The 234-nt window shown below is 42.3% G+C and carries 1 protein-coding gene; it reads left to right on the top strand.

Going from position 1 to position 234, the window contains the following annotated elements:
• A partial coding sequence (locus ACKX14_RS16480) for a hypothetical protein (protein ID WP_422449518.1) occupies nucleotides 1-234 on the top strand: 234 nt, incomplete at both ends.

Raw genomic sequence — 234 nt, forward strand, 5'->3', positions numbered from 1 at the left:
ACTTTGTTGATTGGATGAAAGAAAACTCTCTTATACCCAAGTGGAAAATCTTCGTACATGATCAAGACGGCAAAATAGGAGCACTGTTCAAGGACAAACTTCTTCCTGAGTTGGAACACGTTACTCTTCTCAACGATCCTGGGCATATTCGCAAGAACTTCAAAAAGAAGCTCACTGGAGTATTCGGAGAGACAAGTCGATACAAGTCATTTCCCGGAAGGATCTCACGGATGT

This window comes from Thermorhabdus hydrogeniformans, assembly GCF_049310025.1.
Lineage (GTDB): Bacteria > Bacillota > Thermosediminibacteria > Thermosediminibacterales > Tepidanaerobacteraceae > JBJYKD01.